The sequence below is a fragment of the Ruegeria sp. BHSC223 genome (genome assembly GCF_059613025.1).
Genome location: NZ_JBXWRR010000015.1, coordinates 20,981 through 47,588 on the forward strand (window position 1 = coordinate 20,981; position 26,608 = coordinate 47,588).

The 26,608-nt window shown below is 63.8% G+C and carries 27 protein-coding genes; 13 read left to right on the forward strand and 14 right to left on the reverse strand.

All coding sequences use genetic code 11. The features are described from left to right. Window positions 1-427: 427 nt before the first annotated feature. The 3 genes from AC2FNY_RS17365 to AC2FNY_RS17375 all read right to left on the reverse strand — a co-directional run bounded on the left by AC2FNY_RS17365 (window position 428) and on the right by AC2FNY_RS17375 (window position 2,744). Window positions 428-1,378, reverse strand: coding sequence for a cation diffusion facilitator family transporter (locus tag AC2FNY_RS17365; protein WP_496803233.1), 951 nt, complete (start codon window positions 1,376-1,378; stop codon window positions 428-430). A 79-nt stretch (window positions 1,379-1,457) separates the two neighbouring features. Beyond that, entirely contained in the window at window positions 1,458-1,880 is a 423-nt protein-coding gene (locus AC2FNY_RS17370) for an HIT family protein (RefSeq protein WP_234137863.1), read from the reverse strand. 114 nt (window positions 1,881-1,994) lie between these two features. Further along, on the reverse strand, window positions 1,995-2,744 hold the full coding sequence (locus AC2FNY_RS17375; RefSeq protein WP_496803234.1) for a hypothetical protein: 750 nt from the start codon (window positions 2,742-2,744) through the stop codon (window positions 1,995-1,997). An 89-nt stretch (window positions 2,745-2,833) separates the two neighbouring features. Here AC2FNY_RS17375 and AC2FNY_RS17380 point away from each other — a divergent pair, with 89 nt between their 5' ends. The 5 genes from AC2FNY_RS17380 (at window position 2,834) to AC2FNY_RS17400 (ending at window position 7,807) form a co-directional block, all read left to right on the forward strand. After that, on the forward strand, window positions 2,834-3,376 hold the full coding sequence (locus AC2FNY_RS17380; RefSeq protein WP_496803235.1) for a MarR family winged helix-turn-helix transcriptional regulator: 543 nt from the start codon (window positions 2,834-2,836) through the stop codon (window positions 3,374-3,376). A 170-nt stretch (window positions 3,377-3,546) separates the two neighbouring features. Beyond that, window positions 3,547-5,205, forward strand: a complete 1,659-nt coding sequence (gene ctaD, locus AC2FNY_RS17385) for a cytochrome c oxidase subunit I (protein ID WP_234166900.1) — start codon at window positions 3,547-3,549, stop codon at window positions 5,203-5,205. Window positions 5,206-5,415: 210 nt separating this feature from the next. Continuing rightward, a complete protein-coding gene (locus tag AC2FNY_RS17390; protein ID WP_234137859.1) occupies window positions 5,416-6,330 on the forward strand; it encodes a glycosyltransferase family protein in 915 nt (304 codons plus the stop codon). Between the two features lie 59 nt (window positions 6,331-6,389). Then, a complete protein-coding gene (locus AC2FNY_RS17395; RefSeq protein WP_234162961.1) occupies window positions 6,390-6,866 on the forward strand; it encodes a DUF2244 domain-containing protein in 477 nt (158 codons plus the stop codon). Window positions 6,867-7,012: 146 nt separating this feature from the next. Then, window positions 7,013-7,807 carry a prephenate dehydrogenase/arogenate dehydrogenase family protein gene (locus AC2FNY_RS17400; protein ID WP_496803236.1) on the forward strand — a complete coding sequence of 265 codons (795 nt, stop codon included), beginning with the start codon at window positions 7,013-7,015 and terminating at the stop codon, window positions 7,805-7,807. A 48-nt stretch (window positions 7,808-7,855) separates the two neighbouring features. Here the strand turns inward: AC2FNY_RS17400 and AC2FNY_RS17405 are convergent, their stop codons facing one another. Beyond that, window positions 7,856-8,335 carry a GatB/YqeY domain-containing protein gene (locus AC2FNY_RS17405; protein WP_234166902.1) on the reverse strand — a complete coding sequence of 160 codons (480 nt, stop codon included), beginning with the start codon at window positions 8,333-8,335 and terminating at the stop codon, window positions 7,856-7,858. Between the two features lie 188 nt (window positions 8,336-8,523). Here AC2FNY_RS17405 and carA point away from each other — a divergent pair, with 188 nt between their 5' ends. Both carA and AC2FNY_RS17415 read left to right on the forward strand, forming a co-directional pair. Next, window positions 8,524-9,690, forward strand: coding sequence for a glutamine-hydrolyzing carbamoyl-phosphate synthase small subunit (gene carA, locus AC2FNY_RS17410; RefSeq protein WP_234166903.1), 1,167 nt, complete (start codon window positions 8,524-8,526; stop codon window positions 9,688-9,690). Between the two features lie 101 nt (window positions 9,691-9,791). Beyond that, entirely contained in the window at window positions 9,792-11,726 is a 1,935-nt protein-coding gene (locus AC2FNY_RS17415; protein ID WP_496803237.1) for a glycosyltransferase, read from the forward strand. 46 nt (window positions 11,727-11,772) lie between these two features. On the opposite strand, the gene AC2FNY_RS17420 is transcribed toward AC2FNY_RS17415, so the two are convergent. After that, a complete protein-coding gene (locus tag AC2FNY_RS17420) occupies window positions 11,773-12,423 on the reverse strand; it encodes a GntR family transcriptional regulator (RefSeq protein ID WP_234137853.1) in 651 nt (216 codons plus the stop codon). 100 nt (window positions 12,424-12,523) lie between these two features. Here AC2FNY_RS17420 and AC2FNY_RS17425 point away from each other — a divergent pair, with 100 nt between their 5' ends. Beyond that, on the forward strand, window positions 12,524-13,168 hold the full coding sequence (locus tag AC2FNY_RS17425; protein ID WP_234137852.1) for a pyrimidine 5'-nucleotidase: 645 nt from the start codon (window positions 12,524-12,526) through the stop codon (window positions 13,166-13,168). 6 nt (window positions 13,169-13,174) lie between these two features. On the opposite strand, the gene AC2FNY_RS17430 is transcribed toward AC2FNY_RS17425, so the two are convergent. Beyond that, complete coding sequence (locus AC2FNY_RS17430) at window positions 13,175-14,743, reverse strand: ComEC/Rec2 family competence protein (protein ID WP_496803238.1); 1,569 nt, start codon at window positions 14,741-14,743, stop codon at window positions 13,175-13,177. A 199-nt stretch (window positions 14,744-14,942) separates the two neighbouring features. Between AC2FNY_RS17430 and AC2FNY_RS17435 the strand changes: the two genes are divergently transcribed. After that, window positions 14,943-15,191, forward strand: a complete 249-nt coding sequence (locus AC2FNY_RS17435) for a hypothetical protein (protein WP_234137850.1) — start codon at window positions 14,943-14,945, stop codon at window positions 15,189-15,191. 76 nt (window positions 15,192-15,267) lie between these two features. Next, complete coding sequence (locus tag AC2FNY_RS17440) at window positions 15,268-16,464, forward strand: UbiH/UbiF family hydroxylase (protein WP_496803239.1); 1,197 nt, start codon at window positions 15,268-15,270, stop codon at window positions 16,462-16,464. A 55-nt stretch (window positions 16,465-16,519) separates the two neighbouring features. Here AC2FNY_RS17440 and AC2FNY_RS17445 read toward each other — a convergent pair whose 3' ends face one another. After that, on the reverse strand, window positions 16,520-17,647 hold the full coding sequence (locus AC2FNY_RS17445; RefSeq protein WP_234237856.1) for an aminotransferase class V-fold PLP-dependent enzyme: 1,128 nt from the start codon (window positions 17,645-17,647) through the stop codon (window positions 16,520-16,522). Between the two features lie 522 nt (window positions 17,648-18,169). On the opposite strand from AC2FNY_RS17445, the gene hutC reads away from it, so the two are divergent. Continuing rightward, window positions 18,170-18,871: a histidine utilization transcriptional repressor HutC gene (gene hutC / locus AC2FNY_RS17450; protein ID WP_496803240.1), complete on the forward strand. Its 702-nt coding sequence runs from the start codon at window positions 18,170-18,172 to the stop codon at window positions 18,869-18,871. On the opposite strand, the gene AC2FNY_RS17455 is transcribed toward hutC, so the two are convergent. Together AC2FNY_RS17455 and AC2FNY_RS17460 are read right to left on the reverse strand one after the other, a co-directional pair. Beyond that, entirely contained in the window at window positions 18,868-19,326 is a 459-nt protein-coding gene (locus AC2FNY_RS17455) for an Lrp/AsnC family transcriptional regulator (protein WP_496803241.1), read from the reverse strand. The two genes, hutC and AC2FNY_RS17455, sit on opposite strands and share 4 nt — an antisense overlap. Beyond that, window positions 19,323-19,778, reverse strand: a complete 456-nt coding sequence (locus AC2FNY_RS17460; RefSeq protein WP_496803242.1) for an Lrp/AsnC family transcriptional regulator — start codon at window positions 19,776-19,778, stop codon at window positions 19,323-19,325. Before AC2FNY_RS17460 ends, AC2FNY_RS17455 begins: the two co-directional genes overlap by 4 nt. 131 nt (window positions 19,779-19,909) lie before the next feature. Here AC2FNY_RS17460 and ilvC point away from each other — a divergent pair, with 131 nt between their 5' ends. Then, a complete protein-coding gene (ilvC, locus tag AC2FNY_RS17465) occupies window positions 19,910-20,932 on the forward strand; it encodes a ketol-acid reductoisomerase (protein WP_234137844.1) in 1,023 nt (340 codons plus the stop codon). 47 nt (window positions 20,933-20,979) lie between these two features. Here ilvC and AC2FNY_RS17470 read toward each other — a convergent pair whose 3' ends face one another. Next, the gene (locus tag AC2FNY_RS17470) at window positions 20,980-21,771 is read right to left on the reverse strand and encodes an NYN domain-containing protein (protein WP_234166912.1); all 792 of its coding nucleotides are present in this window, start codon (window positions 21,769-21,771) and stop codon (window positions 20,980-20,982) included. Window positions 21,772-21,825: 54 nt separating this feature from the next. On the opposite strand from AC2FNY_RS17470, the gene AC2FNY_RS17475 reads away from it, so the two are divergent. Beyond that, window positions 21,826-22,746, forward strand: coding sequence for a DMT family transporter (locus tag AC2FNY_RS17475; protein WP_496803243.1), 921 nt, complete (start codon window positions 21,826-21,828; stop codon window positions 22,744-22,746). Here the strand turns inward: AC2FNY_RS17475 and AC2FNY_RS17480 are convergent. The 4 genes from AC2FNY_RS17480 to AC2FNY_RS17495 are packed head-to-tail and all read right to left on the reverse strand — an operon-like array spanning window position 22,740 to window position 26,585. Next, the gene (locus AC2FNY_RS17480; protein ID WP_234162965.1) at window positions 22,740-23,231 is read right to left on the reverse strand and encodes a hypothetical protein; all 492 of its coding nucleotides are present in this window, start codon (window positions 23,229-23,231) and stop codon (window positions 22,740-22,742) included. The genes AC2FNY_RS17475 and AC2FNY_RS17480 overlap by 7 nt on opposite strands. 52 nt (window positions 23,232-23,283) lie before the next feature. After that, the gene (glmM, locus tag AC2FNY_RS17485) at window positions 23,284-24,630 is read right to left on the reverse strand and encodes a phosphoglucosamine mutase (protein ID WP_234177243.1); all 1,347 of its coding nucleotides are present in this window, start codon (window positions 24,628-24,630) and stop codon (window positions 23,284-23,286) included. Between the two features lie 39 nt (window positions 24,631-24,669). Further along, window positions 24,670-25,668, reverse strand: coding sequence for a dihydropteroate synthase (folP, locus tag AC2FNY_RS17490; protein WP_496803244.1), 999 nt, complete (start codon window positions 25,666-25,668; stop codon window positions 24,670-24,672). Continuing rightward, complete coding sequence (locus AC2FNY_RS17495) at window positions 25,665-26,585, reverse strand: dihydroneopterin aldolase (protein WP_234137838.1); 921 nt, start codon at window positions 26,583-26,585, stop codon at window positions 25,665-25,667. Before AC2FNY_RS17495 ends, folP begins: the two co-directional genes overlap by 4 nt. Window positions 26,586-26,608: the final 23 nt, after the last annotated feature.

The window sequence follows — 26,608 nt, forward strand, 5'->3', positions numbered from 1 at the left end:
TGCCTTAGAACCGGCGAAAGCTGGCGCCGCGCATGCTGGCGGCGAAACGGCGGCTCAGGCCACCAGCACCGTCACGTGTATTGCCGCAATCACCTGCTCGCCGTTTGGTGCTACCTGAAATGGAGGTTGGTCCGGGCTCTCGTTTTGCTCTCCTTCTATCAGACCGCTAACCCCCAATTCTAAGCTGGCAACCACCAGATTGGGTCAATTCAAAGAAAGGAAACTTCTCTGCTGGTCTGAAAATAACCCATTTGGGTCATGTAACGGACAAAGTTCCGTGTCAGGTTAGGCTTACCGTTCAGTGAGTGAGTGGTGTTTTCAACAAGTTCGGCGCGGTCGCCTGTTCCCATAGCAGTACCTGCGCTATTGTTTCGGTTCTGCCGCCCCGCCCCTTGGCGGGGCGGCAATTTCTTTGCTAGCTCCGCTCTCAATCACCGCCGATGCGCTGCGGATGGGCACAGGCATGCACCACGCACTCCATCTCAAGCGTGACATGTGTGATGCCCAGACGTGTCTCCAGAACGGACTTCACCCGTGCCTTGATTGCATCGGCCTGCCCCCAGGCGCCGGGTTCGATCACCAAATGCGCGCTGAGCGCGGCGGTATTCTCCTGAAGACTCCACAGATGCAGGTGATGCAGCGATCGAACGCCCTCGACAGCTTCGATTTCTTGCGCCACCGACTCGGGATCGTGTCCCGGCGGCGTACCCAGCATCAGCACCCCGATGGCGGCGCCGATCTCGGCCCGGACATGCCACAGGATGTAGACCGCGATCATCAGCGTCACCAGCGGGTCGACCCAGGTCCAGCCGAACCAGATCACCGCGCTGCCCGCCACGATCACCGCGACCGAGCCCAGCGCATCGGCCAGATTGTGCAGAAAGGCCGCGCGGATATTCATCGAGGTCTTGGCCATCGACCAGGTCAGCGCCGCCGTCACCAGATCGATGACCAGCGCCAGCGCGGCGATCCAGACCACCAGCCAGCCGTCGATGGGCTGCGGGTCGAGAAAGCGCATGATCCCCTCGTAAACGAGGTAGAGCGCCAGCACGATCAGGGTGGTATAGTTGATCAGTGCCGCGATCACCTCGGCGCGACCATAGCCATAGCTCATCCGTGCATCTGCGGGGCGCCGGGCGATGCGGCGGGCGCCAAAGGCGATGATCAGCGCCACCGCGTCCGAGAAATTGTGCAGCGCATCGGCGATCAGCGCCAGCGAGCCCGACAGGATCCCCCCCACCACCTGCGCAAGGGTGAGCAGCATGTTGACCGCAATTGCCCAAGCAATGCGCGCATCGCCGGCGGATGGGTCGATGTGATGGTTGTGGTGCCCGTGGGCATGAGTATGGGCCGATGCGGCCTCATGGTCATGTGGCATGAGAAAGCGTTCCTGATTCCGGTTCGCTTTCCCACCTAATTGCTACAGCGGCTGTAGGTTCAAGAGGTGATCCGTCTTTTCAGCCCAAGGCGGCGCGAATCTTCTCGGCCTGTTCGGCAATTGCCGCCATGTCGCCCATCTGGCCCGGCGGGCGCAGGCGCACCCCTTCATGACGGGGCAGCACGTGGAAATGCAGGTGGAACACCTCTTGCCCGCCCGCCGCTTCGTTGAACTGCTGGATGGTCACACCCTCGGCGCCAAAGGCCGCCATCACCGCATGGCCCAGCTTTTGCACCGTCGCCATCACCGCAGACAGTTGCGTGGGGCTGGCATCCAGCAGGTTGCGGCAGGGTGTCTTGGGGATCACCAGCAGATGCCCGTCGGCACGCGGCATGATATCCATGAAGGCAAGCGTGTCGTCATCCTCATAGACCCGGGTCGAGGGGATCTCGCCCCTGAGGATCTTGGCAAAGATATTGTCGGGATCATAGGCCATGGTCATCCGTCCTGTTCTGTACGTCGCACGAGTTGTGAGCGAGCCGCAGGGCGGGGTCAAGGCGCGGTACGGTCTTCTGTCCGGGGATGCGGGGCCACGGCGACGTGGCCCCGCGCTGTGTCACTCGATCCGGCCCGGCAGGCTCAGATCGCCCGAGGCGATGTCGAACACATCGGTCACGCATAGCAGCGGCGCATGAATGTTTGCGTTCACCCGCAACGCGGCGGTCACCCCGTCATAGGCCGCGCCCGCCACCGCATCGGCATCGGCAAAGGGCACGGTCAGCGTGATCTCGGGCCCAACAAAGCGCGGTGTATATCCGGGACTGTCGATATAGATCGGCAGGCCGGGCCAGGTCAGCGGCATCGCCGGTTTCGCGCCCTCGGGAATGTCGCGCACCCCAAGCGCTCCGGCCCCGCAAGCCTCGGTCGGGGTCAGCACCACCCAGTGGCTGTGCCAAAGCGTTCCGTCATTGGCCGGATCGCCGTCGCCATCCTCGTCAAACAGCGGCGTGTCGTCGAAATCCGGGTGGCTGGTGGCGGCCAGCGCCAGAATGCCGGTGCCGCCCTCGAACCCGACAGTCGCGGGGTCCAGCGAGGTGGGCCAGACATAGGACAGCACCGGTGCCCCGCCCAGCGCCCCGACGGGCTCGGGCCGCTCGGCACCGGCGATGCCGCTGGTGGTCATGTGAAAGGTCACCAGACGGCCCTCGCGATGGGCATGGGCCGCAAGGATGTCAAAGGCGGCCACCCGCGATGCATCGGCGGCGGACAGCACCGCCCCCTCCTGCTCGACGGCATGAGTGCCCCCGGCCAGGCCGGCACCCGCGCCGAATGGCAAGACAACGGAAAGAAGCAAGGGTCTGAGCATGTCGGTCTCCTGAATGATATTTAGTAGCGATTCGCTATCATATCGCCCGCATCATTGCAATACTCATAGCGAGTCGCTACAAATACCTCATGACCGAGACCGAGCAGATCCGCGCGCTTGTCACCCGTCTCGCCCGTCTTGATGCGGCCGAGACCTGGGAGGACGACCTCAACCCCGTGCAACTGGCGGCGCTAGACTACCTGTCGCGCGCCAACCGTTTCTCGCGCGCGCCCTCACATGTGGCCGCCTATCTGGGCACCACCCGGGGTACCATGTCGCAAACGCTCAAGGTCTTGCTGCGCAAGGGATATCTGGAGGAAACCCGATCCGAGGCCGACAAGCGCTCGATCAGCTACACCCCGACCCTAACGGGGCAAGAGGCAGCGGGCCGGAGCACTGCGCTGAGCCATGCTATCGACGGGTTGGGCAAGGATGGCAAATCGGCGCTTTGGCAACAGTTGAGCGCCGTTTTGTCGGCCATGCTGGTGGCCAATCAGGGGCGGTCCTTTGGGGTTTGCCAGAATTGCACCCATTACAGGGCCACCGGGACCGGCGGCCTCTGCAATCTTCTGAAGGCACCGCTTCTGCCCGAAGAAGCGCAGCAAATCTGCCACGAGCAGGTGCCTGCCTGAGCCGCATCCCCGGTTTTTGCCGCCCCGGTTCAAGAGGGGTGCGGCCATTTATCTTGATCCAGATCAAACTCCGCCATTGATGCGCCCTGCCTCACATTCTAAAACCGCAAGGAATCCGCGCGGCCCGGAGCGTTTCGGCTGTGCGTAGAAATCTGCAAGGAGGCACCTAAATGGCAGACGCAGCCATTCATGGTCACGGGCATGAGGACAATCGCGGCTTCTTTACCCGCTGGTTCATGTCGACCAACCACAAGGATATCGGGATCCTGTACCTGATCTTTTCGGCGCTGGCCGGTCTGATCTCGGTGCTGATGACCGTCTACATGCGGCTCGAACTGATGGAGCCGGGCGTTCAGTACATGTGTCTGGAAGGCTTCATGGCCGATCCCTGCACGCCGAACGGCCATCTGTGGAACGTGATGATCACCTATCACGGCGTCCTGATGATGTTCTTTGTCGTCATTCCGGCCCTCTTCGGCGGTTTCGGCAACTTCTTCATGCCGCTTCAGATCGGTGCGCCGGACATGGCGTTCCCGCGCATGAACAACCTCAGCTTCTGGCTTTATGTCGCCGGTACCTCTCTGGGTGTGGCCTCGATGCTGACGCCGGGTGGCAACGACCAGCTGGGTTCGGGCGTGGGCTGGGTTCTGTACCCGCCGCTCTCGACCAGCGAAGGCGGCATGTCGATGGATCTGGCGATTTTCGCCGTGCACCTGTCGGGCGCCTCCTCGATCCTTGGTGCGATCAACATGATCACCACCTTCCTGAACATGCGCGCCCCGGGCATGACGCTCTTCAAGGTGCCGCTGTTCTCGTGGTCGATCTTCGTGACCTCGTGGCTGATCCTGCTGTCGCTGCCGGTTCTTGCCGGCGCCATCACCATGCTGCTGATGGACCGCAACTTCGGCTTCACCTTCTTTGATCCGGCAGGCGGCGGCGACCCGATCCTGTACCAGCACATCCTGTGGTTCTTCGGCCACCCCGAAGTGTACATCGTGATCCTGCCCGGCTTCGGCATCATCAGCCACGTGATCGCCACCTTCGCGCGCAAGCCCGTCTTCGGCTATCTGCCGATGGTCTGGGCGATCATCGCGATCGGTGTTCTGGGCTTTGTCGTCTGGGCGCACCACATGTACACCGTCGGCATGAGCCTCAACCAGCAGGCCTATTTCATGCTGGCCACCATGGTCATCGCGGTGCCCACCGGTGTGAAGGTGTTCAGCTGGATCGCCACCATGTGGGGCGGCTCGATCGAGTTCAAGACGCCGATGCTGTTCGCCTTCGGCTTCCTGTTCCTGTTCACCGTCGGCGGTGTGACCGGCGTGGTGCTCAGCCAGGCCTCGGTCGACCGGGCCTATCATGACACCTATTACGTGGTTGCCCACTTCCACTATGTGATGAGCCTGGGGGCCGTGTTCGCCATCTTTGCCGGCATGTATTTCTACTTTGCCAAGATGACGGGCCGCCAGTATTCCGAGTTCTGGGGCAAGATCCACTTCTGGATGTTCTTCATCGGCGCCAACCTGACCTTCTTCCCCCAGCACTTCCTGGGCCGTCAGGGCATGCCGCGTCGCTACATCGACTACCCGGAAGCCTTTGCCTATTGGAACAAGATCTCGTCCTATGGCGCGTTCATCTCGTTCGCCTCGTTCCTGCTGTTCTTCGGCATCGTGTTCTATGCGCTGTTCCGCGGCGCCCGCGAAAGCCGCAACAACTACTGGAACGAATATGCCGATACGCTGGAGTGGACCCTGCCCACCCCGCCGCCGGAACACACGTTCGAGACCCTGCCCAAGCAGGAAGACTGGGACAAGGGCCACGCGCACTAAGCGCCAGAGCCAGAAAAACCAGAAAGGCCCCCGACGCATCCGCGCGGGGGCCTTTTCCTTTTCTCTTGCTCTACCATCGCCCTTACCGGCAGGCGTTGCAAAATCTCAACGCCGGGCGCGGCACTAACGCTTGTCCAAAACCGCAAGCTGTACATGCGGCAGGATTTGTGGAGACTTTGTCGAAAAACAGAACAAGTTTTGAGGCAGAGCATGAAAGCGACCTGGAGCGTCTTCTCCATGGTCAAGGAACCCGTTCACATCCTGCGCCGATTTGTGGATCACAATCTGGGCGCGGGTGCCAGTTATGTGCATCTCTTCTTTGACGATCCCGACGATCCCGCCTTTGATACCTTCGCCAACCAGCCCGGAGTAATTACCCAGCGCTGCGGCCCCGACTATTGGGAGGGCTTGAACCGCCGGCGCCCGCCCTACGTCGAGCGGCGGCAGTTGCTGAATGGCCGCGTCGCGTACGAGCGTTGCCTGACCGATTGGCAGGCCCATTTCGATGCCGACGAGTTGATGGTGACGCGGGGGGGGCCGCTTGGCACGCTACTGGCTGCGGTCCCGCCCTGCCACCAGACTGCACATCTGGGCACGCTGGAACCGATGACCCCGCCCGAGGAACATGACGGGCCGATGCCCTTCCGCCGCTCGGTCCGTCATCTGAAATTCCGCGCCCGGCTGCATGTCTATGGCGAAGACCTCCAGGTTTTTCGCAACGGGTTGTTCGGACATTACCAGGGCAAGTCGATCCTGCGCGCGGGGCTGGAGGGCTGGGGCCATGGCATCCACTTTCCCCGCCCCCCGTCGCCCGAGATCGAAAACGCGATCTTCGAGATGGACAACGCCTGGATCGCGCATATGCATTGCGAGAACCGCGAGCTTTGGGTGAACCGGACCCTGAACAAGATGCGCGACACCTCTTACAACCTGCGCACCGGCAATTACGACATCCTGCCCTATGTGGCACCTGAGGCGGCGGCGCTGGAGAATCCCAGCGAACAGGACCTTCTGGAACTGCTATCGGGCTTCTACGACCGGGTCAGCGTGCTGTCCGAGGACTTGCGTGCGCGTATGGAGGCATTGGACCTGCTGCAATACCATCAGGTCGAACTCCTCGATTGAACCGTTGCTGCGGCAACGCGGGCTATGGACGGCGGCCGCGGTCGTGATACCTAAGCGCCATGCCCTATGACTGGAAACGCACCGATACCCTGCAAGAGCTGCATCTGTGGCCGCACAACTCGTTGCCGCCGCGTGGGGCGGCCGCCTTGGTGCTGTCGATCTTTGCGCTTGGGGTGCTGCCGCTGATCGCGGTTCTGGGGTCGCCACTCTTGTGGGGGTTGTTGCCGTTTCTATTGCTGGCGGTCGCCGGGCTGTGGCTGGCTATCGAGATGAACTATCGCCAGCGCCGCATCCTCGAGATACTGACGCTCGACCCCGAACGCGCGCATCTGGTGCGCCACAACCCGCGCGGGGCGGTGCAGGAATGGGACTGCAACCGCTATTGGGCCCGCGCCACCATGCATGCTCATGGCGGACCGGTGCCCCATTACGTGACCCTCCAGGGTGGCGGGCGCGAGGTCGAGATCGGGGCGTTTCTGTCCGAGGATGAACGCATCGCGCTTTACGACGATCTGCGGGACATGCTGGCGCGGTGATTGACAGGAGCGGCATGGCGGGCTAGGCAAACGACATGCAACAGACACGCGCCTTTGTCAGCACCGTCTATTATCCGCCGTTCACATAACGGCGGCTGCATTCCCTGTTCAACCGCCGCGATCCGGCGGTCCGAACATCTTCTCACATGACCACACGACCCGGCATCGCGGCCCCTTCGGAGCCTGTCATGTCCTGTCACCTCACCTTCACCTCGGTCGGCCTCTTCGGCTTCGGCGCCTTTGGGCGGCTGATCGTTCAGCACCTGACACCGCATCTGCCCTGTCTGATCCATGACCCCGCCCTGCCCGATGGCATCAACCTCCCCGTCGGCGCACGAGCTGTTCGGCTGAGCGAGGCGGCGGGCTGCGACCTGGTGATCCTTGCGATGCCCGTCGCGGGCATGGCCGAGGCCTGCCGCGCCATCGCCCCACTTCTGCGCCCCGGTGCGGTGGTGGCCGATGTGGGCTCGGTCAAGATGACCCCGGCGGAGATCATGCAGGCGAACCTGCCCAGCCATGTGGCGTTGATCGGCACGCATCCCCTGTTTGGTCCGCAAAGCGCGCGACACGGGATTGCCGGTCACAAGATCGCGCTTTGCCCGTTGCGTGGACGCGCCCATCTGCCGGTGGCCGCGTTCCTGCGGGCGCGGCTGGGCCTGCGGGTGATCCTGACCACACCCGAGGCCCACGACCGCGAGGCCGCCACGGTACAGGGGCTGACCCACCTGATCGCGCAGGCGCTGAACCGGATGGGCCCCTTGCCCGACCGCATGACCACAGCCAGTTTCGATCTGCTGAAACAGGCGGTCGAGATGGTACGTCACGACCCGCCCGGCGTGCTGGCCGCCATCGAAAGTGCCAATCCCTTTGCCGCGGGCGTGCGCGAAGAATTTCTGGATCTCGTGACGGGGCTAGACCACGCCTATGCGGCGCCAAAATAGAAATGGCCCGCATGGGCGGGCCTTTCAGTCAGTCTATACAAGATCGGATCAGCAATTGCCGGTGGCGCAGAGCTGATCCTTGACCATCGGGCCGACCTTGCCGAAATCCATCTGGCCGGTATAGCGCGCCTTCAATTCGCCCATCACCTTGCCCATGTCACGGATCGACCCGGCACCGGTGGCCGTGATCGCCGCGCGCACGGCGTTCTCGACCTCGTCCTCGTCCAGCTGCTTGGGCAGGAACTCCTCGATCACCGCGATTTCCTGACGCTCACGCTCGGCCAGGTCCAGCCGCCCGCCCTCTTCATAGGCGCGCGCGCTTTCCTGGCGCTGCTTGGTCATCTTGCCCAGAATGGCCAGAACCTCGGCATCGCCGCAACAGGCGGCCTCTTCATCGCCACTGCCACGCACCGCGATGTCGCGATCCTTGATCGCCGCATTGATCAGCCGCAGGGTCGACAACCGATCGGCCGCCTTGTCCTTCATCGCCTGTTTCAGCGCGGTATTCACACGTGCCCGCATATCCATCAGAACTGCCCATCCCCTGACATTGTTCAAGTTCCCGAACATAGCGAAAGAAAAAGCACGACACAACCGGGGCGCTACATTGATAAGTTATTGAAAAACAACAAAAGCCCAAAAATTGATCAGGGTTGACCCAGGGCCACAAGACCCTTAGGTATGCGCCGATTTACCCAGAGATAGAGAGTCGCGCCATGGCCCAGAACCCCCTGTCCAAGCCCACCGCATGCCTGGTTCTGGCCGATGGAACAGTGTTTTACGGCACCGGCTTCGGCGCTACCGGCCAGACCGTGGCCGAGCTGTGTTTCAACACGGCGATGACCGGCTATCAGGAAATCATGACCGATCCCTCTTATGCGGGCCAGATCGTGACCTTCACCTTTCCCCATATCGGCAATGTCGGTGTCACCCCCGAGGATGACGAGACCGCCGACCCGGTGGCCGCAGGCATGGTGGTGAAATGGGACCCGACGCAACCGTCCAACTGGCGTGCCGCCGAAGAGCTCAAGGGCTGGCTAGCCCGGCGCGGCCGGATCGCCATCGGCGGTGTCGATACCCGTCGCCTGACCCGCGCCATTCGCCAGCAGGGCGCACCGCATGTGGCCTTGGCCCATGACCCCGATGGCAAGTTCGACCTTGCCGCGCTGGTCGCCGCCGCGCGCGGCTTTGCCGGGCTCGAAGGCATGGACCTGGCCAAGGACGTGACCTGCGCGCAATCCTATCGCTGGGACGAGATGCGCTGGGCCTGGCCCGAGGGTTATGTCCGGCAGGAGGCGCCCAAGCACAAGGTGGTTGCCATTGACTATGGTGCCAAGCGCAACATCCTGCGCTGCCTCGCCTCGGCAGGCTGTGACGTGACCGTGCTGCCCGCCACCGCCACCGCGGCCGAGGTGCTGGCGCATGCGCCCGACGGCGTGTTCCTGTCGAACGGACCCGGCGACCCGGCGGCGACCGGTGAATATGCGGTGCCGATGATCCGCGAAATCCTCGACACCACCGCCTTGCCCGTCTTTGGCATCTGCCTGGGCCACCAGATGCTGGCGCTGGCGCTTGGCGGCCGCACCGTCAAGATGAACCACGGCCATCACGGCGCCAACCACCCGGTCAAGGACCTGGAAACCGGCAAGGTCGAGATCACCTCGATGAACCACGGCTTTGCCGTCGATGCGCAGAGCCTGCCCGAGGGCGTGGTGGAAACCCATCGCTCGCTGTTCGATGGTTCCAACTGCGGCATCCGCATGACCGAGCGGCCCGTCTTCTCGGTGCAGTATCACCCCGAGGCCAGCCCCGGCCCGCAGGACAGTTTCTATCTGTTCGAACGCTTTGCCGAAGCGATGGACGCGCAAAAGGCCGATGCCTGACAAAAAACCTGCAATCTCAGCCGGTTTTATCTGCCATTAACGCTCTATTAACCTGAACTGAGCAACCCTGACTGCCGGAACGGTTGTCGGGGCTGCATATCATGAGCGACCTACATCTCAGGCTAAGCTCTGCCAGCCTGGCCCATCCGGCGCCGGAACCGCAACTGCCTCTGGGCCGCTATCTGGTTCGCAGCGGAGTGATCACTCAGGCACAGCTGGTACAGGCTCTGCAGATGCAGCTGCGGCTCGATGCGCCGATCGGCGAGATCCTGATCGCCGAGGGCTGGGCCGAACCCAACGACATCCTGCGCGCGCTGGCGCTTCAGAACGGGGTGCAATGGGCCGATCTGGCCGCCGACCCGCCGCGGGCCGAGCTATGCGGATTGATGCCCTTCGATTTCTGGCTGCGGCACGGGGCCATCCCGTGGATGCGTCTGGGGCCGATGGTAATCATCGCCACCGCCCGCCCCGACCAGTTCGACCAGTTGCGCGAAGAGATGACGCAGACTGGCATCCTGCTGATGCCGGCGCTTGCCAGCCGCGACCAAATCGACAGCGCCCTGGCCCGCCATTTTGCTCCGACGCTGGCTGAGCAGGCCGAGACCCGGGTTGCGCCGCTCTACAGCTGCCGGACCTGGAACTGGCGCAGCCGGATACCGGGCAGCCTTGCCTTGCTGGCGCTACTCGCCCTGCTGCTGGTGGCACCGGTGCAGGGCATGGCCCTGCTGTTTCTGACCGCCGTATGCACGCTATCCTTGTTTGCCGGCCTCAAGGCGGTGGCCCTGCTGGCGCATCTGATGAACCAGTCCCATCTGACCGCGCCGCATGCCCCCGGGCTGGCGGCAGAGATACAGGGAATGAGTTTACCCAAGATCTCGATGCTGGTGCCGCTCTACAAGGAGCGCGAGATCGCGACCGCTCTGCTGACCCGGCTCAGTCGCCTGACCTATCCCAAGGTGCTGCTGGATGTCATTCTGGTGCTGGAGGAAAAGGACCAGGTCACCCGCCAGACCCTGGCCCAATGCACCCTGCCGGCCTGGATACGGGTGATCGAGGTGCCCGGCCACAAAGGCCTGACAACCAAGCCGCGCGCAATGAACTATGCGCTCGACTTCTGCCGGGGCGACATCATCGGCGTCTGGGACGCCGAAGACGCCCCGGTAGCCGATCAGCTCGAATATGTGGCGACCCGGTTCGCTCAGGCGCCAGAGGACGTGGTTTGCTTGCAAGGCATTCTCGACTACTACAACCCGCGCAGCAGTTGGCGGGCACGGTGTTTCACCATCGAATATGCCAGCTGGTTCCGCATCGTGCTGCCGGGTATCGCCCGGTTGGGCCTGGTGGTGCCGCTGGGTGGCACGACCCTGTTCTTTCGCCGACGCGTGCTGGAGGAACTGGGCGGGTGGGACGCGCATAACGTGACCGAGGATGCCGATCTGGGCGTGCGCCTCTGCCGGGCCGGGTACCGGACCGAGCTGATCGACACGGTGACCTATGAAGAGGCGAATTACCGCTCCTGGCCCTGGGTCAAGCAGCGCTCGCGCTGGCTCAAGGGCTTCATGGTGACATATCTGGTGCATATGCGGGCACCGCTGCGGTTGTGGGCCGAACTGGGCACGCGGCGCTTTCTGGGCGTACAGGCCTTCTTTCTGGGGACATTGGGCCAGTTCCTGCTGGCGCCCGTGCTGTGGTCTTTCTGGCTGATCCTGTTCGGCCTGCCCCACCCGCTGGACGAGGTTCTGTCGGCCCCGGTTCTGATCCTGTGCAGCTCCATCTTCGGGGCAACCGAACTGCTGGGACTGGCGATCGGATTGGTCGCGGTCTCTGCATCCGAGCGCCGGTTCCTGACCCCCTGGGTGCTGACCATGCCGCTCTACTTCCCGCTTGGCGTGCTGGCCGCCTACAAGGCGCTCTATGAACTGGTGGTCAATCCCTATTTCTGGGACAAGACCGAACACGGTCAGGCCAGCGAGGAAAAACCGGCCCCACTACCCGGCACGACCGATGAACAGGCGCGGGAACAGGGTTTTCATTAAAACCCTGTTCACAGGATTTCTGCGAAATCCTGCCGTGGCCTCGTTCTCAGCGCCGTTCTCGGCTGTCGGCGTCCAGCTTCAACCGGGTCATGAATGCGATCGAGATGTGATCCTTGAGCGCCTTTTCGGCCGCTTCCTCGTTCCGGCCCGCGATGGCCTCGACAATCCCCTTGTGCTCGCTCTGGGCAATCTCTCCGCGCCCTTCGGCGGCCAGCGAAGTTGTCGCCATCAACGCCATGGTCCGGTGCACCAGGTCAAGCTGCTGCACCAGGTAACGGTTATGCGAGGCCAGGTGGATCTGTTCGTGAAACCGCCGGTTGGCCCGGCTCAACGCCTTGGGGTTGCCCACCAGCTTGTCATCGGCCACCACCATCTCGCGCAATACCGCGATCTCTTCGGCTGTGGCATGGCGCGCGGCCAGCCGCGCCGCCAGCCCCTCCAACTCGCGCCGCACCTGATACAGCTCTGCCATCTGGTTGTGATCCAGCGAGGCCACGATCATCGAGCGCCCGTCGCGTTCCAGCAGCGACTGCGTCTCAAGCCGTTGCAGAGCCTCGCGGATCGGGGTGCGCGACACTCCGAACCGTTCGGCCAACTCGCTTTCCACCAGGCGATCGCCGGGTTTGTAGATGCCGCTGTCGATGGCTTCGAGGATCAGGTGATAGGCGTCTTTCTGCGCCGGGCGGCCTTGGGTCATTGCTGTTCTCTTCTCCCTGTTCGGACTTGTGTATCCGCCGGGACCCGCCCGGATCAACCCTGCCATTGCGCACGCGCGCTATCTGCCCTAGATCCGGGCCATGGTGCGCGAAGCCTTCTCTCATGTGACGACCTGGGTGTTCGATCTGGACAACACCCTTTATCCGCCCGCGATGCGGCTCTTCGACCAGATCGAAGTGCGGATGACCGCCTATGTCATGGAGGCGCTTGGCGTCACCCGGGCCGAGGCCGACCGCCTGCGCGCGCAGTATTGGCGGCAATACGGCACCACGCTCGCCGGGCTGATGCGCGAACACGGGCTCGACCCCGATCCCTATCTGGTGGCGGTGCATGAGGTAGACATGAGCCACATGACCCCCGACGCCGCGCTGGCCAGCCATATCCGCGCCCTGCCCGGGCGCCGCATCGTCTATACCAACGGCTCGGCGCCTTATGCCGAGAGGGTGCTGGCCGCGCGCGGGTTGAGCGGGTTATTCGATGCCATCTATGGTGTGGAACACGCGGGCTACAGGCCCAAGCCCGAGCGCGCCGCGTTTGAAGAGGTGTTCACCCGCGACGGGGTGATCCCCGAACGCGCCGCCATGTTCGAGGACGACCCCCGCAACCTGACCGCCCCGCACGAGATGGGGATGCGCACGGTACATGTGGCCCCCGATCCGCACCCGGCCGAGCATATCCACCACCATACCGACGATCTGACCGCGTTTCTGTCCCGGCTGACCTGAGGGAGCTCAGTGCCCATCGCCCAGCACGGGCAGAAAGCCGCCGCTGTCGGGATCGCGCCGCATCTCGTAATAGAACCAGCGCCGGTGCGCGGGCGCCTTTTCCTTGCGAAAGGCGATCACCGCGTCGCGCCCGTCGGTGCGCAGGTTGATGGCGCCATAGACGCCCACGTTGCGGCGGAACACCTCGTCCAGCAGCTTGCGCTTGGCCGCGCGCATCTCGGCCAGCGCCGCCGCATCCGCCCCTGCGCCCTTGGCCAGCTCCGCCTCGATCCGGCCGTTCAGCCGGTCGAGCGCCGGGCGCAGGTCGTCCCGCTCGCGCTCTCGGGTGGAACGCAGGAGTTCTGTGGACAGGATCAACGGCCGCGCCCCGGCGCCCGTCTTGCCCAACAGGCCCAACAGGTCGGGGCGCGGGTGAACGTGCCCCTCTTCATCACCCGAGGACACCACATAGGCGGCCGGATGGGCGGCCTGCAAAAACTCCTCGGTCACGTCCGAGGACCCGTGATGGCAGGTTTTCATCAGATCGACGCCAAACCGCTCGGCAGCAGCGGCGATGATCTCGGGTCGGGCGATGGCCTCAAGCTCGGCCTCGGTCGCTGCCAGCGGCGTCGAGACCGGCACCCCACCATAGTGCTGCATCAGAAAGCACTCGGCCGAGGTGTTGAGATCGCCTCCGAACAACACCCGGAACCCGTTGAAATCCAGCCGCAAAAGGACCGAATGCCCGTTCTTGGTCTTGCCGTCATCCATTGAACGCGAGGTGGGTTTGTCACCAAAGGCGCGCAGGCGCGGCTGGCCCGCGGCATCTGGCTCGACGACCGGACCCAGCACCTCGATGGTTATCAGCCTGCCGTCATCGGGGGCAAAGCCCGGCAGCCAGGCACGCCCATCCTCGTGCACCGCTTGGGCGGTGGTGAGCGCGGTGACGGGGCCGATCCGGTCCGCCTCCAGCGCGGTCTGCATCAGCTTGGGATAGAGCTTGCGCCCGCGCCGGGCCGAATCGGACAACAACGCCCGCATCTGTGCGTCGGTCTCAACGATATCGGTCAGGTAACCGCCCTGTTCCGGCCCCAGCAGATCGTCGCCCACCCGTTCGACCAAACCACTGTGATAGACATGCTCGATCCGCAGGCGGCGGTTCTCGAAGATCGGCTGAAAGCCGCGATAATGATCGGCATCCGGATGGGTGACGATGGCGGCATGGATCTGGCCCGAATTGTCGAAATCGCGGAACCGCCAGTTCAGAAACCCGTTGGCGTTGCGCCCGATCCCGGCGTCGATCACCATCACGCGCGGCGGATGATGGTGGCCCGGCTCGGTCAGGATACAGGCATCGCCCTGCCCGATATCGAGAAAGATCAGCTCCAGCACCCGCTCGTCCTGCAACTCGGCGCGTTTCATCAGATAGGGTTTCTTGCCATAGCGGACATGGGTCCAGGTGGCATCGACCGGATCGCGGACATCCACCCAGTCGCCCCACAGCACCTGTTTCACCTTGCGGCGGCTGGTTTTACCGTTCTTTTCAACGTCACGGTAAAGGTAGCTGACCGGACCGCGCGCATATTTCAGCGTCATGGGAAATCTCCGCCCTCAATACAATTCCCGGATGATAGCACAAAAGCAGAGTCGCCGCGCATCTCTGCTCCGCTCGGCGCGATCAGCGGCACCGCGCCGCAGGGGATGCGGCATCGCGCTGCACTGCGGCAAAAGGTGACCTTTGGACTCAGGTTCCAAAACCTATCTGCCACCTGACAGATAGTTCAAAGGACCTGACATGAGCGCCATCGACCTGCCCCGCAACCTGCCCTTGGGCCAGCGCCTGCTGTTTTCCGTGCCTCTGTTGGGCCGCATCGCCAAGGAAGTGGCCTATGGCGACAGCGACAACATCTATTACGCCATTGCCGCCGCGCTCAGCCTGTGGGGCATCGCCATCCTGTTGTTCGGCATTCCGGGCCTCTACATTCCGGCACTGGCGCTGGTCCCGGTGATCTGGGCGGTGCTGATCCTGATCACCCGCGGCTGAGTGCGCCGGACAGGATGTCGCTTGGCACCCCGGCACGTTCCGGCATAGGGTGCCGCGCAAAAGACGGAGCCTGCCCATGCAAGAGAGCTGCGACATCCTGATTTCCGGTGGCGGCATCGCCGGACTGACCGCGGCGGCGGCCTTTGGCAGCGCCGGGTTCCGGGTGATCTGCGTCGACCCGGCCCCGCCGGTGACCGAACGTGACGTGGACGGATCGGACCTGCGCACCACCGCATTCCTGCAACCGGCGCAGGTGCTGCTGGAAAGCTGCGGCCTCTGGGCCCAGCTGGCCGATCATGCCGCCCCCTTGCAGATCATGCGCATCGTCGATGCGGGCGGCGCGATGCCCGAACCGCGCGTGGTGCGCGATTTCAATGCCGCCGATCTGAGCGACAAGCCCTTTGGCTGGAACCTGCCCAACTGGCTGCTCCGGCGCAAGATGGTGGCGCGGCTGGCCGAACTGCCCAATGTGGATTTCCGCCCCGGCACCGCCACCACCAGCCTGTTCACCCGCACAGCCGAGGCCCGCGTGGGGCTGAGCGACGGCAGCCGCGTGACCTGCAAGCTGGTGCTGGCCGCCGACGGGCGAAACTCACCCATGCGCGCGGCGGCGGGGATCGGGGTCAAGACCACCCGCTATGGGCAAAAGGCGCTGGCCTTTGCCGTCACGCACCCGATCGCGCATCAGAATGTCTCGACCGAGATCCACAGATCCGGCGGGCCGTTCACGCTGGTGCCCTTGCCCGACTGGGAGGGGCAACCCTCGTCGGCGGTGGTCTGGATGGAGCGGGGGCCGCGCGCAGTAGAGCTCCTCGAAATGCAACCCGAGGCATTTGAGGCGGCCATGACCGAACGGTCTTGCGGCCTCTTCGGACCCCTGAAACTGGCCTCGCGACGTACGATCTGGCCGATCATCAGCCAATCGGCAGAGCGGCTGACCGGCGAGCGGGTCGCGCTGATGGCCGAGGCCGCGCATGTGGTGCCGCCCATCGGCGCGCAGGGGCTGAACATGTCGCTGGGCGACTTGCGGACTTTGCTGGAACTGGCGCAGGCCCGGCCCGAGGACTTGGGCGATGCGCAGATGCTGGCCGCCTATCACAAGGCGCGTCATGCCGAGATCGAGCTGCGCGTGAAGGGGATAGACCTGCTCAATCGCGCCTCGATGGTCGAGGCGCGCCCCTTGCGGGACGCGCGCGCGATGGGGCTGAACGCGCTCTATTCACTGGCACCGGTCCGCCGGACCCTGATGCAGATGGGTCTGGGCGTGCGGTAAGCCCCGGGGCGCCGCCCCGGACCCCGGAGTATTTCCGACCAGAAAGAAACCAGGCTCAGAGCACCTGGTCGAGCACGCGTTTCAACCGGTCAATCGTACCATCGACATCATAGAGTTTGTCGAGGCCGAAGAGGCCCAGTCGGAAAGTCCGAAAATCGGCCGGTTCATCGCATTGCAGCGGCACGCCAGCAGCGATCTGCATGCCCAGGGCGGCGAATTTCTTGCCGTTCTGGATCTCGGGATCGCTGGTATAGCTCACCACCACGCCGGGTGCGCCGAACCCTTCGGCGGCGACAGAGACGATGCCCTTGCCCTTGAGCAGCGCGCGCACCCCGTTGCCCAGCGCCCATTGCGCCTCGCGTAGTTTGTCGAAGCCGTAGTCGCGGGTCTCGGCCATGGTGTCGCGGAAGGCGCGCAGCGCGTCGGTGGGCATGGTGGCGTGATAGGCATGGCCGCCGCCCTCATAGGCCTTCATGATGTCGCGCCATTTCTTCAGGTCGATGGCGAAACTGTCCGACTGCGTCTCGGCCAGCCGTGCCTCTCCGCGTTCGGACAGCATCACCAGACCAGCGCAGGGCGAAGCGCTCCAGCCCTTTTGCGGCGCCGAGATCAGCACGTCTACGCCGGTCGCCTGCATATCGACCCAGACGCAGCCGCTGGCGATACAGTCGAGTACCATCAGCGCGCCCACCTCATGCGCGGCAGAGGCCATGGCAGTGATGTAATCATCGGGCAGGATCACCCCGGCGGCGGTTTCCACATGCGGGGCAAAGACCACATCGGGTTTCTGCTCGCGGATGGCCGCCACCACATCTTCGATGGGCGCCGGGGCGAAGGGCGCGGTGCTTTCATTGCCGCTGCGGCGCGCCTTCATCACCGTTGTCTCGGCAGTCAGACCGCCGGTCTCGATGATCTGGCTCCAGCGATACGAGAACCAGCCGTTGCGCACCACCAGAACGCGCGCGCCCCGGGCGAATTGGCGCGCGACCGCCTCCATCGCATAGGTGCCACCACCGGGAACGACCGCCACGGCATCGGCATTGTAGACCGCGCGCAGCATGTCGGAAATGTCCCGCATCACCTGTTGAAAGGCCGTGGACATATGGTTGAGCGAACGGTCGGTAAAAACGACCGAGAATTCCTCGAGCCCATCGGGATCGACAGTATCCAGTAGTGCGGCCATCGCGGGCTCCTCTCCTTGTTCCGGGCTCTTTCATGGCCGCTCTGCGCCGCCGGGTAAAGAGGGGAGCGCGGCCGGGCGTCTTGGCCACGCGGATGGAACCGGGGCTTTGCCCCGGACCCCAAGGTATTTTTGAACAGAAGAAAGCGGAAGATGCGCGGACTGTGCCCGGGGCCGCCATGCTCGGATGCTTGCCGGCGCGCACGGCGCCGTGACCTCTCAAGCGAATCGCTGCGGGCAGGGAATGGCGCGCAGGACGGACGCATTGAGGGCGCTCGAACGACCGGGTAGCGCGGCTGCAAAGAGATCTACCCGCGCTCGTAAAGCTGGGGCGTGCCCACGCGGGGCATCTCCGCCTCGTTAACCTCAACACGTTAACCTTAATACTGACGATGTTCTTTCCCTGTATCGAATATGCGTGATGTTGACGCAGATATGACGCTACTTAGGGTCAACTCCCCTTTACTCTTTCCGAAAAATGCGGGCACAAACACGCACGGAAGATAGGCAAAGGACCATTCACCCTTGAAACAGCAGAAGCGAACCAGCTTTCATGCCGTCCGCGACGAGGTGAAACGCCGGATCGAAAGCCGGATTTGGCCGCAAGGGACATTGCTTCCAACCGAGTCGGAACTTGCAGAAGAGTTCGGCTGTGCACGTGCCACGGTCAACAGGGCCTTGCGCGAATTGGCCGAGCAGGGATTCGTCGAGCGCAAACGCAAGAGCGGCACCCGGGTCAAGACGGCGCCGGTCCGGCAGGCCCGTTTCGAAATCTCGCTGGCCCGGCGCGTTGTCGAGGAACAAAACGGTGATTACCGCTATGCGCTGGTCGAGCGGGCGGTGATCACCGCGCCCGCCTGGCTGGCTTCGCAACTGGGGCTGCACCCCGGCACGCGGGTGCTGCACCTGCTGTGCATGCATTATGCCAACAACCAGCCCTTTCAGCTTGAAGAGCGCTGGGTCAGCCTGTCCGCCGTCCCGGCGATGGAAGAGGCCGATCTGAGCCGGATCGGCCCGACCGAGTGGTTGCTGACCGCGATCCCTTTTACCGATGCCGAAATCGCCTTTGGCGCCATCGGCGCCGACGGGCGGCTGGCCGAGTTCCTGTCGACCTCCGTCGGCATGCCGGTGATGCAGATGGAGCGCACCACCTGGCTCAAGGGCGAGCCCGTGACCTTTGCCCGACTGACCTATCATCCGGGCTATCGCGTCCGGACCGCCTATTAACCGATTGGGCCGGGCAAGCGTTCTTCGCTGAGCAGCACATTGGCCTCGACCTCGCCCGCACCGGGCAGAGTCATGATCCGGCGGCGCAGGACGCGTTCGAAATCGGCCAGATCGCGCGCCACCACGCGCAGGCGATAGTCGTAGAGGCCCAGCACATGTTCGACCGTCTGCACCTCGGGGATGGCGCTGACGGCGCGTTCGAAATCCTCGAGGCTGACGCGCCCCTTGCGCGCCAGCTTGACTCCCAGAAACACGGTGACGCCAAATCCCAGCGCCTCGGCGTTCAGAAGCAGGCGGCGGCCCTTGATCACCCCCGCCTCCTCCAACCTGCGGATGCGCCGCCAGGTAGCAGGCTGCGACAGACCGAACCGGCGCCCCAGCGCGCCCGCGCTTTGGGTTGCGTCCTGCGCCAGCGCGCGCAGCAACTTGCGGTCGATCTCGTCCAGGTCCGTCATACCGGCAATACCTCGTCGCGCTTGAGCCGCGCGATATGCATCAGCGCCTCGATATCGGCAATATGCGGCAGGGTCAGGATGCGGTCGCGATAAAGCTTCTGGTAATGGGCCATGTCGCGGGCGATCACCGACAGGCGCACATCGACCCGGCCCAGAAAGGTCTGGATCTCGATCACCTCGGGCACCTTGCGCGCGGCCCCGATGAAATCGTCAAAGGCGCGCGGCTGGGTCTTGTCAAGCGTGACACGCAGGCTGACCTCGACCGCAAAGCCCAGCGCCGCCCAGTCGATCACCGCCTCCTGCCCCTGGATGATACCGGCGGCCTGCATCTTTTCGATCCGCCGCCAGCAGACGCCCGACGTGATCCGGCAGCGCTCGGCCAGTTCGGTGGCGCTGAGGCTGGGGTCGGCCTGATAGTGGCGCAGAATGCGGCGGTCGATATCATCGAGCATGAATTTTCCGTATTTCTCGAACTTGGCGAATTATCTTTCATCAAACTGACGAAATCTCAACCTCATTCCTCTCGCACCTCGGCGTAACAGCCTATAGAAACGCGGCAATCGAAACAGAAAGGACCGGCATCATGCGCGTCTATTACGATCGTGACTGCGACATCAACCTGATCAAAGACAAGAAAGTGGCCATCCTGGGATATGGCTCGCAAGGCCACGCCCACGCGCTGAACCTGCGCGACTCGGGCGCCAAGAACCTGGTTGTCGCCCTGCGCGAAGGCTCGGCCTCGGCCAAGAAAGCCGAAGGCGAAGGGCTCAAGGTCATGGGCATCGCCGAAGCCGCAGCCTGGTGCGACGTGATCATGTTCACCATGCCCGACGAATTGCAGGCCGAGACCTACAAGAAATACGTGCATGACAACATCCGTCCCGGCGCCGCAATTGCCTTTGCCCACGGCCTGAACGTGCATTTCGGCCTGATCGAGCCTAAGGAAGGCGTCGACGTCATCATGATGGCGCCCAAGGGCCCCGGCCACACCGTGCGCGGCGAATACACCAAGGGCGGCGGCGTGCCCTGCCTGGTGGCAGTTCACACCGACGCCACCGGCAAGGCGCTAGAAACCGGCCTGTCCTATTGCTCGGCCATCGGCGGCGGCCGTTCGGGCATCATCGAGACCAACTTCCGCGAGGAATGCGAAACCGACCTGTTCGGCGAGCAGGCCGTGCTGTGCGGCGGCCTGGTCGAGCTGATCCGCTGCGGGTTCGAGACCCTGGTCGAGGCGGGCTATGCCCCCGAGATGGCCTATTTCGAATGTCTGCACGAGGTGAAGCTGATCGTCGACCTGATCTATGAAGGCGGTATTGCCAACATGGATTACTCGATCTCGAACACCGCCGAATACGGCCAGTATGTCACCGGCCCGCGCATCCTGCCCTATGAGCAGACCAAGGCGTCGATGAAGGCCGTTCTGACCGACATCCAGCAGGGTAAGTTCGTCCGCGACTTCATGCTGGAAAACGCGGTTGGCCAGCCGACCATCAAGGCCTCGCGTCGCGCCAATGACGAGCACCAGATCGAGCAGGTCGGCCAGAAGCTGCGCGATATGATGCCCTGGATCTCGGCCGGCAAGATGGTTGACAAGTCGAAGAACTGATCCGCAGGTTCAGGAACACGAAGGGCGCGCCGATTGCGCGCCCTTTTTCATTGCAGCGGCGAAGCGGGGTGAACATGAACCCGCGTTTCCTGCCCTTCTCCTGTCAAACGAAAGAGGTTTTGACGCTTGGACAAGTAGCCGCGCCAGGTTTTGTCCGGGTGATTGCTGATTCGAACATCATGGCTCGCACGCATCAAACCGTTGAGCTGCACAAGCGGTACACCCTGAGAAGCGCTGTCATGCTTTGACACCACATTGCGCACAAGATCGTGCAACTTGGCCGGCTGGGGGTTGGGGCAGGCCCGCATTTCCTCGCTCGAAGTCTGTGTCGACCTGGGTCTGAGGATGTGGAACTCCGAGCATATCGCACGAAACCCGGGCGGGCTCTTGTCTTCGCCACTGCCAATGACACGCACTCCACGTTCGATCAACCGGGTTGCAAGATGGCTGAAATCACCGTCCGAACTGACGATCATAACCGTGTCCACCTGCCTGCAGCAGGCAAGCTCGATCGCGTCAATCGCAAGCAGGATATCGGCGGAATTCTTGCCGGATCCGCTATGGATCACCCGGAACCCGGGCGTTTTCTCCCAGTTCGGCAATCTGCTTGCATCCCCATACACTCGCCGAAACCGGGCTGGGGCAACATTCTGCGCGATCTTCCCGATCTGAGATGCGTACTCGGCACTGATATTCTCACCATCGATCAAGAGCGCGAAACCGGGCCTGTCCATTCTGTCGTTAATCTCATATTGCAACTTCGACTCTAGTTGCACGAAATGGCGGCAGAACTTTGACTGAGTTGAGAAAGTTTCGCCCCGCTCCGAAACGTTCGTCATTGACCTCGGAAAGAAGCAGAGGCCTTCTGTCGACACCTCATCAACGGGAAGACAATGACCCAATCCCCTGACATAACGGCGAAAAGCTGGGCCATGGTGGCGACGTTGGGCTTTGTCTGGGGTGGGACATTCCTGGTCAACGAACTGGCGCTTGAGGGGATCACGCCGTTCTGGCTGGCCGCCGGGCGGGTCTGTTTCGGGGCGGTGCTCAGCACGCTGGTCTGGCGCCTCATGGGCGGGCGGCTGTTTTCGGTGCCGTTGAGCCGGTCAGAGCGCCTCTCGCTGGTGACCATCGCGCTGCTCAGTTCGGCGGTGCCCTTCTCGCTGATCGCATGGGGTCAGCAATATGTGACGGCCGGGTTTACCGGCGTCTCGATGGCCTCGATCGCGCTGATGGTGCTGCCGCTGGCGCATTTCCTTGTGCCGGGCGAGCGGATGACCTGGCGCCGCGCGCTGGGGTTTGTCATCGGCTTTGCCGGAGTTGCGCTGCTGATGGGGGCGCAGGCGTTCGAGAGCAGCGGCGCGACGCTGGAACTGCCCGGGCGGCTGGCCTGTCTGGCGGCGACCGCCTGTTACGCGGTGGCCTCGATCCTGATGCGGCGGCTGCCGGCGGTCGATCCGGTCGGCCTGTCGACCGTACTCTTGCTGATCGGGGTGGTCGCGGTGCTGCCGATGGCCTGGATCGCCGAAGGCCCGCCGCCCTCCACCGATCTGCGCACGCTGGGCCTGATCGTGTTCCTGGGCATGGTGCCCACGGCAGCGGCCAATCTGTTGCGCGTCACCCTGATCCGCAGCGCCGGGCCGGTGTTCATGAGCCTGACCAACTATCAGGTGCCGGTCTGGTCGGTCCTGCTGGGCGCGGCCCTGTTGGGAGAGCCGCTGCCGCCGGTCCTGCTGTGGTCGCTGCTGCTGATCCTGACCGGGGTCGGGCTCAGCCAGTATGGCGCGCTCAGGCGCCTGTTCGCCCGTCAGTAACGGCCGATCTTGAGTTTCACCCGGTCCAGCACCTTGCCATCGGCGCCAACCGCCTGCACCACCGCCTCATAGGTGTTGCCACGCCCGCCCGAGCAGGGCGGCAGATAACCCTTGGAGGCGTATTCGCCGGTGCTGCGCGCCGGGGCCACAACCCGTACCCCGCCCGGCAGTTTCGCGGTCATGCCCGGCACCGCGGGCAGCTTGGCGCTGGCGCCCTTGACCGGATAGCCGATGGTGCCATGCCCGCCCTTGCTGGAGAGCGGCTTGTAGCTCTTGTCGTTGTACTGAACCACCAGCATCACCGTGCCTTCAGGGATGCCCGCCACCTGCATCGGCGGCGTCGCACCCTTGCCGCCCTGCAACTGGCAATGCTGGCCCTTGGGGATCTTCTTGCCGTCCCAGGGTGGCAGCAGATCAACCGTCATCCCGGCCTGGGCCATTCCGGCCGAAAGCAGAAATGCAAAAGTGGTCAAAGAACGAAACATCCAGAATTCTCCCTGTTCAACGGGGGCAGGATGCGCAGCGCCGCGCCTGTTTTCAAGCCTGGATCGCGCCGGCCACCGCCTCGACCACGCTGTCGACGGTCCGCTCCAGCAGCGCCTCGTCCTCACACTCGGCCATCACCCGGATCAGCGGTTCGGTGCCAGACTTGCGGATCAGCAACCGGCCAGAACCGTTCAGCGCCGCCTCGGCCTCGGCAATCGCGACCTGAACCGGCGCAGTGTCAAGCGGCGCCTGGCCGGCGGCAAAGCGCACATTCTTGAGCAGTTGGGGAACCGGTGTGAACTGGCGGGCAAGCGCGCTGGCGGGTTGGCCAGACCGCACCATCTCGGCCAGGAAATGCAGCCCCGCCATCAGCCCGTCGCCGGTGGTGGCATAATCGCTCATCACGATATGGCCCGATTGTTCGCCCCCCAGGTTGAACCCGCCCTCGCGCATCCGCTCGACCACGTAGCGGTCGCCGACGGCGGTGCGTTCCAGCCTGATCCCTTGCCCGTTCAGGAACCGCTCCAGCCCCAGGTTCGACATCACCGTTGCCACCAGCGCCCCACCGGCAAGCTGGCCTTCGGCGGCCCAGCGTGCCGCCAACAACGCCATCAGCTGGTCCCCATCTGCGGGGGTGCCGGTCTCGTCGATCATGATCACCCGGTCGGCGTCACCGTCCAGCGCGATCCCCACATGGGCGCCATGCGCCACCACCTGTTCGGCTGCCGTCTGCGGATGGGTCGAGCCGCAGCCCCGATTGATATTCAGACCATCCGGCGCAATGCCCACCGGGATCACATCGGCGCCCAGTTCCCACAGGATCTCGGGCGCGGCACGGTGGGCCGCGCCATTGGCGCAATCGACCACCACCTTGAGCCCGTCGAGCCGCAGATCGCGCGGCAGCGAGGATTTCACCCGCTCGCCATAGCGGAACCGGGCATCATCGACCCGCTTGGCGCGACCGATATTTTGCGCTTGCGCCGGCTGTACGCCAGCCTCAATCAGCGCCTCGATCTCGATCTCGGCCTGATCGGACAGCTTGAACCCGTCCGGGCCAAAGAACTTGATGCCGTTATCCTCGGCCGGGTTGTGGCTGGCGGAAATCATCACCCCCAGATCGGCCCGCATCGAGCGGGTCATCAGCCCCACCGCGGGTGTCGGCACCGGGCCAAGCAGCAGTACGTTCATGCCGGTCGAGGTCAGCCCCGCGGTCAGCGCGCTTTCCAGCATATAGCCCGACAGGCGGGTGTCCTTGCCGATCACCACACGGTGCACACCGCTGGCGTCACGGCGGAAATAGCGGCCCACGGCGGCGCCGATCCTCAGCGCCATCTCGGCGGTCATCGGGTGGGTATTGGCGGTGCCCCGCACCCCATCGGTACCGAATAGCTTGCGCATCCCCGCCTCGCTTTTCTTGAAATCCCTGGCGGAACAGCTTTAGCGGACGGCGGCCCAGAGGCGCAAGGCCTGCGCGGTTTCTGCCACGTCATGCACGCGCAATATCTGGACGCCCTGCGCAAGCCCCGACAAACCAACGGAAATCGAGCCTGGCCCGCGCGCCTCGGCGCGCGGTTCTTTGCCGATGGCCCCAATAAACCGCTTGCGCGAGACACCTAGCAAGATCGGACAACCGATGCCGTGGAACAGTGACAGGTTTCGTAGCAGTGTCAGATTGTGTTCCTGCGTCTTGCCGAACCCGATCCCGGGGTCGATCATGATCTGCCCCCGGTCCAGCCCGGCGGATACCAGCCGCGCCACCTGCGCGGCCAGAAAGTCATACACATCCAGCAGGACATCCTCGTAGTGCGGATCATGCTGCATGGTCGCCGGATCACCCTGTGCATGCATGATACAGACCGGAGTCCGCGTCTCGGCGCAGAGGGGTGCCAGCGCGGCGTCAAAGGTAAAGCCCGACACATCGTTCACCAGGCTTGCACCGGCGACCAGCGCCGCCTCGGCTACGCTGGCCTTGCGGGTGTCGATGGAAATGGCAGTGCCGGTTTCAGCCCGGATCACTTCGATAACGGGTGCGGTTCGACTGATTTCATCCTCCGCAGGCACCTCAGCCGCACCGGGCCGCGTGGACTCTCCGCCCACGTCGATCAGGCTCACACCCTGCGCGACCATTTCAATTGCGGCACGACGGGCGGCCTCGACCTCGAAATGGCGCCCCCCATCCGAGAAGCTGTCAGGCGTAACGTTGAGAATACCCATCAGATGCGGGCGGTTCATGTCGAGCCCGGCCAAGGCCGGACGTGGCAGCGTAAGCCGTTCAAGATACGACATCGGGATCTCGCCGACCGGGATCACCGCGCCCGGCTGCCCTCGACGCAAGTGCTCGGCATGGGTGAACCAAAGCGCGCTGCCCGCCAGCGGCTCTGCGTCATTGGGCCGTACCGCGCCCTGCTGCACCAGCGGACGAAAATAGTCGCTCACAGGTCGGACTGCTCCACCGGAACCGCGCGCAGCGGCACATCGGCCCCAACAGGCAGCGACGCGCCAATCACCAACATCTCGCCTGCCTCGAAGGTGGCCGCGAACCAGGCGGCCAACGCAACCGCCTCGGACGGTTTGGCCGAAGGGCCATCCACCGCGTCGAGTACGATCTTTGAGGGTGCCCAGACACATATCTGACCGTTCTTCATCGCCCAGTCCAGTTCGGTCCGGGTCGAGACCACCTTGCAACGCAGATCGCGCGCGGCCAGCTGCCAGGCGTTCTGCTCGATCGCCAACAGGTCGATGCGACGCTGGGTCATCGCATGACCGGTCTGTGGGACCGCAAGGTCCGACGCCCCGACACAGATGATCAGAGGACGGTCGCGGTGTTCCAGCTGGTCGATCCAGCCTTTGAGGTTATCCGACGCAATCGCCGCGTTGGACAGGTAGACAAGGCGCGGATGGGGGCGCAGATCCTCGGTCTGGTCCACATGCAGCTTGTCGCGACCGCGCACGATCTCGACCCCCAACGCACCGGGGCCGCGATCCAGCTTCTCGATGCGGACAAAGGCGCGCACTGCCTGCGGCTCGTGCAGGATGAGCTCGGCCACGCGTTCGGCCAGCGTTTCAAGCAGGTTCAGCCGCTCTTCAGCCAGCGCGCGAGCAATTGCCTCGGTCACGCGATCATAGGACAGGATACGGTCGACGTCGTCGTCGATGGGGCCGGTCAGCGGCATCACCTCGACCACCACGTTGAAACAGATGCGCTGGGTGGTGCCGCGTTCGGCCTGGAATGCGCCGATCTCGACCTCGACCACATGGTCGCGCAACGAGATACGGTCCAGCGGACCGCGCGATGCCGTCGCTTCGGAACGCTCCGAGGGATGGGCAAAGGCGAGGCGGATTTCGGAACTCATCTGGCGGGCCTTTCCGGGGTCGT

Bases quoted from the DNA above. Each gene is read 5' to 3' on its own strand.
- AC2FNY_RS17425 (WP_234137852.1), top strand. From the start codon at position 12,524: ATGGTGCGCGAAGCCTTCTCTCATGTGACGACCTGGGTGTTCGATCTG.
- glmM (WP_234177243.1), bottom strand. From the start codon at position 24,630: ATGCGCAAGCTATTCGGTACCGATGGGGTGCGGGGCACCGCCAATACC.
- AC2FNY_RS17395 (WP_234162961.1), top strand. From the start codon at position 6,390: ATGCCCTATGACTGGAAACGCACCGATACCCTGCAAGAGCTGCATCTG.
- AC2FNY_RS17415 (WP_496803237.1), top strand. From the start codon at position 9,792: ATGAGCGACCTACATCTCAGGCTAAGCTCTGCCAGCCTGGCCCATCCG.
- ctaD (WP_234166900.1), top strand. From the start codon at position 3,547: ATGGCAGACGCAGCCATTCATGGTCACGGGCATGAGGACAATCGCGGC.
- AC2FNY_RS17405 (WP_234166902.1), bottom strand. From the start codon at position 8,335: ATGGATATGCGGGCACGTGTGAATACCGCGCTGAAACAGGCGATGAAG.
- AC2FNY_RS17495 (WP_234137838.1), bottom strand. From the start codon at position 26,585: ATGAGTTCCGAAATCCGCCTCGCCTTTGCCCATCCCTCGGAGCGTTCC.
- carA (WP_234166903.1), top strand. From the start codon at position 8,524: ATGGCCCAGAACCCCCTGTCCAAGCCCACCGCATGCCTGGTTCTGGCC.
- AC2FNY_RS17365 (WP_496803233.1), bottom strand. From the start codon at position 1,378: ATGCCACATGACCATGAGGCCGCATCGGCCCATACTCATGCCCACGGG.
- AC2FNY_RS17430 (WP_496803238.1), bottom strand. From the start codon at position 14,743: ATGACGCTGAAATATGCGCGCGGTCCGGTCAGCTACCTTTACCGTGAC.
- AC2FNY_RS17445 (WP_234237856.1), bottom strand. From the start codon at position 17,647: ATGGCCGCACTACTGGATACTGTCGATCCCGATGGGCTCGAGGAATTC.
- AC2FNY_RS17370 (WP_234137863.1), bottom strand. From the start codon at position 1,880: ATGACCATGGCCTATGATCCCGACAATATCTTTGCCAAGATCCTCAGG.
- AC2FNY_RS17400 (WP_496803236.1), top strand. From the start codon at position 7,013: ATGACCACACGACCCGGCATCGCGGCCCCTTCGGAGCCTGTCATGTCC.
- AC2FNY_RS17480 (WP_234162965.1), bottom strand. From the start codon at position 23,231: ATGTTTCGTTCTTTGACCACTTTTGCATTTCTGCTTTCGGCCGGAATG.
- AC2FNY_RS17455 (WP_496803241.1), bottom strand. From the start codon at position 19,326: ATGACGGACCTGGACGAGATCGACCGCAAGTTGCTGCGCGCGCTGGCG.
- AC2FNY_RS17475 (WP_496803243.1), top strand. From the start codon at position 21,826: ATGACCCAATCCCCTGACATAACGGCGAAAAGCTGGGCCATGGTGGCG.
- AC2FNY_RS17470 (WP_234166912.1), bottom strand. From the start codon at position 21,771: ATGACGAACGTTTCGGAGCGGGGCGAAACTTTCTCAACTCAGTCAAAG.
- AC2FNY_RS17460 (WP_496803242.1), bottom strand. From the start codon at position 19,778: ATGCTCGATGATATCGACCGCCGCATTCTGCGCCACTATCAGGCCGAC.
- ilvC (WP_234137844.1), top strand. From the start codon at position 19,910: ATGCGCGTCTATTACGATCGTGACTGCGACATCAACCTGATCAAAGAC.
- AC2FNY_RS17435 (WP_234137850.1), top strand. From the start codon at position 14,943: ATGAGCGCCATCGACCTGCCCCGCAACCTGCCCTTGGGCCAGCGCCTG.
- AC2FNY_RS17420 (WP_234137853.1), bottom strand. From the start codon at position 12,423: ATGACCCAAGGCCGCCCGGCGCAGAAAGACGCCTATCACCTGATCCTC.
- AC2FNY_RS17440 (WP_496803239.1), top strand. From the start codon at position 15,268: ATGCAAGAGAGCTGCGACATCCTGATTTCCGGTGGCGGCATCGCCGGA.
- AC2FNY_RS17380 (WP_496803235.1), top strand. From the start codon at position 2,834: ATGACCGAGACCGAGCAGATCCGCGCGCTTGTCACCCGTCTCGCCCGT.
- AC2FNY_RS17375 (WP_496803234.1), bottom strand. From the start codon at position 2,744: ATGCTCAGACCCTTGCTTCTTTCCGTTGTCTTGCCATTCGGCGCGGGT.
- AC2FNY_RS17390 (WP_234137859.1), top strand. From the start codon at position 5,416: ATGAAAGCGACCTGGAGCGTCTTCTCCATGGTCAAGGAACCCGTTCAC.